This is a genomic window from Methanoculleus sp. DTU007, from assembly GCF_001512385.1.
In the GTDB taxonomy this organism is placed as follows: Archaea; Halobacteriota; Methanomicrobia; order Methanomicrobiales; family Methanoculleaceae; genus Methanoculleus; species Methanoculleus thermophilus.
In genome coordinates this window covers 1-4,428 of the sequence record NZ_LFRO01000025.1, presented here as the reverse complement: position 1 = coordinate 4,428, position 4,428 = coordinate 1, and the positions used below count along the sequence as shown (strand labels likewise).

General features: G+C 60.5%; 4 protein-coding genes, 1 tRNA gene and 1 rRNA gene. 3 read left to right on the top strand and 3 right to left on the bottom strand.

Annotated features, from left to right (window positions below; all coding sequences use genetic code 11):
• Positions 1 to 140 precede the first annotated feature (140 nt).
• A tRNA-Cys gene (locus tag ACI94_RS02580) sits at positions 141 to 212 on the top strand.
• 34 nt (positions 213 to 246) lie between these two features.
• Positions 247 to 368: ribosomal RNA gene (gene rrf / locus ACI94_RS02575) — 5S ribosomal RNA — on the top strand.
• A gap of 332 nt (positions 369 to 700) precedes the next feature.
• Here the strand turns inward: rrf and ACI94_RS02570 are convergent.
• The 3 genes from ACI94_RS02570 to ACI94_RS02555 form a co-directional block, all read right to left on the bottom strand.
• Complete coding sequence (locus ACI94_RS02570) at positions 701 to 2,464, bottom strand: formylmethanofuran dehydrogenase subunit B (protein WP_353743239.1); 1,764 nt, start codon at positions 2,462 to 2,464, stop codon at positions 701 to 703.
• 564 nt (positions 2,465 to 3,028) lie between these two features.
• Positions 3,029 to 3,466, bottom strand: a complete 438-nt coding sequence (locus ACI94_RS02560; RefSeq protein WP_286681053.1) for a hemerythrin domain-containing protein — start codon at positions 3,464 to 3,466, stop codon at positions 3,029 to 3,031.
• Between the two features lie 39 nt (positions 3,467 to 3,505).
• Positions 3,506 to 3,901 carry a hemerythrin domain-containing protein gene (locus tag ACI94_RS02555; protein ID WP_286681052.1) on the bottom strand — a complete coding sequence of 132 codons (396 nt, stop codon included), beginning with the start codon at positions 3,899 to 3,901 and terminating at the stop codon, positions 3,506 to 3,508.
• Positions 3,902 to 4,093: 192 nt separating this feature from the next.
• Here ACI94_RS02555 and ACI94_RS02550 point away from each other — a divergent pair.
• A partial coding sequence (locus tag ACI94_RS02550; RefSeq protein WP_286681051.1) for an APC family permease occupies positions 4,094 to 4,428 on the top strand: 335 nt, incomplete at its 3' end.

Here is a 4,428-nt window from a genome sequence, read left to right as displayed (position 1 = left end):
CGAGTCCTCGGGAAGCACGATTCGCTGCTAGTACCTCCCTTCCATGAGAAACCTGCTCTTCTATTGGCCCGCCTTGGTAAAAGTAACAGGTGATAAACCTTAAATACCCAGGTGGTACACCTATAGAAGGTAACACACAGGCCAAGGTGGCGGAGCGGCTACGCGGTTGACTGCAGATCAACTACACCCCGGTTCAAGTCCGGGCCTTGGCTTTCAGCAGTTTGGCCGCATCAGCGGCCAAGCGATAATAGCGGCCAGAGCAGAGGGGAAACACCTGGACTCATCCCGAACCCAGCAGTTAAGCCCTCTCACGTGCTGCGTAGTACTGAGGTACGCGAGTCCTCGGGAAGCGTAACTCGCTGCTATTACCTCCCTTTACTCTGAAAACTGTTCTTCGAGTATTTCTTCTCTTGATTCGTTGCTGTGCGAGCGCCAGTGTTTGTTTGATCGTTCTTTTGCGTAACGCACGTTTACATAACACTCTCGATAAAACTGAAAGACCGGGGGGTGCAGCGCCTCCCGGGACATCCGGCACGATGCCCGGTCGGGCTCTTCCCGTTCCCGGCGTTGGAATTGAGGTTTAAAGATTGGATCTCAAGGATGCCCGCCACTGCGGCAGCACCATTCTATCTGTTGGCGGTGGAGTATATTTAACTTTTGTCGCGAGTCGAACTATTTGCCTTTACCCCGGCGGCGCGCATCATGCTACCGGCGGCGCTTCCGAAGGGATCCTCTTCTGGACGTTTACGCCGTATGGCTGGCGCCTCTCCTGTACCCGGGCGAGGATCTGCGACAGCACCTCTTCGTCGGTTGGGAGACCCAGGGAGAGAACTTTCTTCATCCGGATCGGGACGGAGTCCATCCGGTAGCCCGTCCCCTCGCAGTCGATCCCCACACATGCGACCGGGATGTGGAGGTCCGCAAAGGAGGTGCTGAGCGAGACGAACGGATCGATGACGATCGTCGGGATCTTCGCGAGGTGCTCGTTGCACCTCCTCGGGAAGTGCGCCCCGGGATCGGCGCCGATGATGAGGCATGCATCGGCCTCGCCCCGCCGGAGCAGGTCGACCGCCGTCGTCTCGCCGGGGTTGTAGTAAGGTATCCCACGGGAGAAATCGACGCCGTAGGGGTAACCCGTAAGGTAGGAGAACGTCTGGTTGGTGCCGTTGACATTCCAGTGCCCGCGCATGGGGGTCAGGGTGAACTTCGTATGCCGGTTGAGTTCGTCGACGAGCTCAATGGCGTTCCTGACGTTCTTGTACCTGCCCCGGGACTGGGTCAGGCCTATCCCCGTGAAGAGCGCCCCGAACCGGGTGTTTTTGCAGAGGTCGGCGAGCCAGATCAACCTCTCCCGCGGGACGCCGGCGACGGTTGCGGGAAGGGTGTCTGCGTGGCCCCTGAGGATTGCCCGCAGGGCTGAAAAGACGGCGTAATCCCCGCCCGGCTTGATCCGGATGAACTCGTCGGCGATCTTCGCGGTATCGGTCTTCCTGATATCCACGACGATGAGGACCCGGTCATGGTGCCCGTTCTCCCGGTACTTCCCGTTGACGAACGTCGTATACCGGGAGAGGTGGCGGGGGTGCGACTCGATGGGATTTGAGCCCCAGTAGATCACGACGTCGGCCCGGTTCTTCACGGTACCGAGCGTGCACCCCGGGTGGCCCGCCTCCTGGATGCCCATGATCGAGGGGCCGTGACAGATCGACGAACAGTTGTCGATGACGCCCCCGATCGCTTCGGCAATATGGATGCCGATGCACTGTGCCTCCGCGGACGTCCCGCTCCACCCAAAGAGGAGCGGTCGTTCGGCGTCGGCGAGCACCTCTGCGGTATAACGGATCGCCTCCTGAAAGTCGATCGCGCTCCAGGTGCCTCCATCGTTCGATATCGGGTGCATAAGACGGCTCTGCGAGAGGAACTTCTCTGAGCCGAGCGAACATGCGTTATCGACCGACCTGACGGCCCCGTCCCCGACCTTCACGACGAGGTCATCGCAGAGGCACCCACAGAGCGGGCAGACGACATCGCTGACGGTCACGACTTCGTCGTCTTCTCCGCCGGGGAGTGCCGGCACCGGAGGGCATGCGGCCCCGCCTTCCTCGATGAGGATATCCCAGCCCGACCGCGGGGGTCTCCGTGTCGGGGTCACCGTCCCTTTCAGCCACTTGTAGTCAGGGGCACCGGTCCCCCGCGTGGTCGCATGCAGGATGGCATTTGCGTGCGGCCCGCAGGGGATGAACACGGTCCCGGAGACGAGATCGTCGCAGGGTGTGGCGGTGAAGACTTCTTCTCCTGTGGCGGTTGAGAGGAGGAGAGAGTCGCCTGCCGCAGCACCGAGTTCCAGGAGATCGAACGGGTTGACGAAACAGCGTGCCGTCTCTTCGGAGTACCGGGGCATGTCTTTGTAGTAGAGTTCTCCGCCCTGGGCGATCGTCCTCCCGCTCGTGATGAGAACGTCCATAGAAGGTCAATCAGACTTCTGCATGGATAATAGTTGTTAATGTGATTTACTTTCGGGATATGTAAATGATATATTTTGCCACCCGTCCGGGATGAATCCGCTTCTACGGAGAGCCCATGGAGGAAAGCAGCGGTAGAATAGGTTGGGCGGGGGGCGGTGTGACACCGTTCCCGCCCGGCTTCCATGGCGTTTCCAGAGGCACCCGGATGACGGTTCGCGTCCCCTTCAGCTCCTCCCGGGTGACCTGCTGGTTCATTACGTTGATGCTTATGAGAATTCAGGGCGTGATCGTTACTTCATCAGCCTCTTGCCAACGGGGGATCTTCATCTGGTATTCCAGTTCCTCCGCATTCCGTTGCTCTCATGATGCACCGCAGATGCAGTGGCACCATACTCTCAATATATATCTAAACTATTTAACTTTACTCATTTGTTGAATAAATGGCATTAACTCGATAGGTTCACCACCTCCGGCGGGGACCTCTCGTGGCCCGTCTCTCCCCCCGGCCCCACGCATGCGGCAGAGGCGCGGTGCTCTGACCGCGACCGTGGAGCACCGGGAGGTCACACCACCGCAGTCTGTGCCGCCGCCTCTTTCTCCTGCCGGAACGTCTCGCCAAGTTCAAAGAGGTTGTCCTGGCTGAGGTGCTGCTCCGCCAGGGCAAAGACCCTCCCCTCCTCCGTCGCGAAGTGCGCCTCGATCTCCCCCCTCAGTTCGCGGAGCCCCGGCATCCAGGCGTCGTCCCGGAGCGGTATTCTCTCGAAGCGTACAAGCACAGCACGAACAGCATCATGTTCGTCGAGCGACCTCCGGATCTCTTCCGGCACCATATCCCGGAGCCATGCATACAGCGTGGCCTCCTCCGCGTACATGTGGCCCGTCAGTTCCCGGCGCAGTGTGATGCACCGGACGTCCCGGGTCTCAGGGTTGCTCTCGAGGTCGTCGAAGAGCACCCCGATGAGTCCGTGGTCCTCCCGGATCAGTTCAAGAATCTGCGGCATATGCGTCCTCCGTCCGGGGGAGAATAGGGGATGAGGGACTTAACGGTTTCGCCCGGGATGTCCCGGCCAAAAAAGAGAGGTGCCGACACCTTCGCCCGGCCGCTCAGCGTGCCGCCATCGGCATCGCGCTCTTCTTTGCCNNATCTTCGCCACCCAGACGTCTTCTTCTGAGGACGATGCGCTGTCGAGCTGGGATAGGAGCGTCTTGACCGCGTTGTGCTCCTCGATCGCCTCGAGGGTCATCTCCTTCATCCCCGAGTCCATCAGTTTCGGGTATACGGCCTGCTCTTCTCCGATCATGTGCGGTATGAGGTTCTCCTTCAAGGTGCTGTACTTCTGCTCCCGGCTGCTCGTGCCCTTGCTCGAGAGTTCCGAGAGTTGCGAGAGCACCATCTCGTGCTCCTGCTTTAAGATGTCAATAACGCTCTGTGCCATCGATTCACTTCCCCCCGCTTGTGCAGGGAAGCCATGAGGGGCAAGCAAGATATTTATACGTTATGCGGTGCCCCGTCCCGTGTCCTTTCCTTGCTTTCCGGCGGTGATGCTCCCGGCCGCACGGCGTATCGTGCCGGGGCCCGGCAGCCGTCGTCGGATATCCATAAATGCTGCAGGCACATACGACCATATATGCCGAACGAGGATCGGGACAGTTCGACTTCCGGAACGAGACTCCGGCGCGAACTCGGACTGCCTGCGGTCACCCTCTCGGGTGTGGGGATCATCCTCGGGGCCGGGATCTACGCCCTGCTCGGGGAAGCCGCCGCCATGGCCGGCAGCGCCGTCTGGCTGACGTTCGCCGTCGCCGCAACCATCGCCGCCTTCAGTGCGCTCGGCTACGCCGAACTCTCGTCGATGTTCCCCCGCGCGAGCGCCGAGTACGAGTACGTCAAAAACGCCTTCGGGAGGAGGCTTGCGTTCGTCGTCGGGTGGCTGATCATCTTCTCCGGCATCCTCGGGGCCGC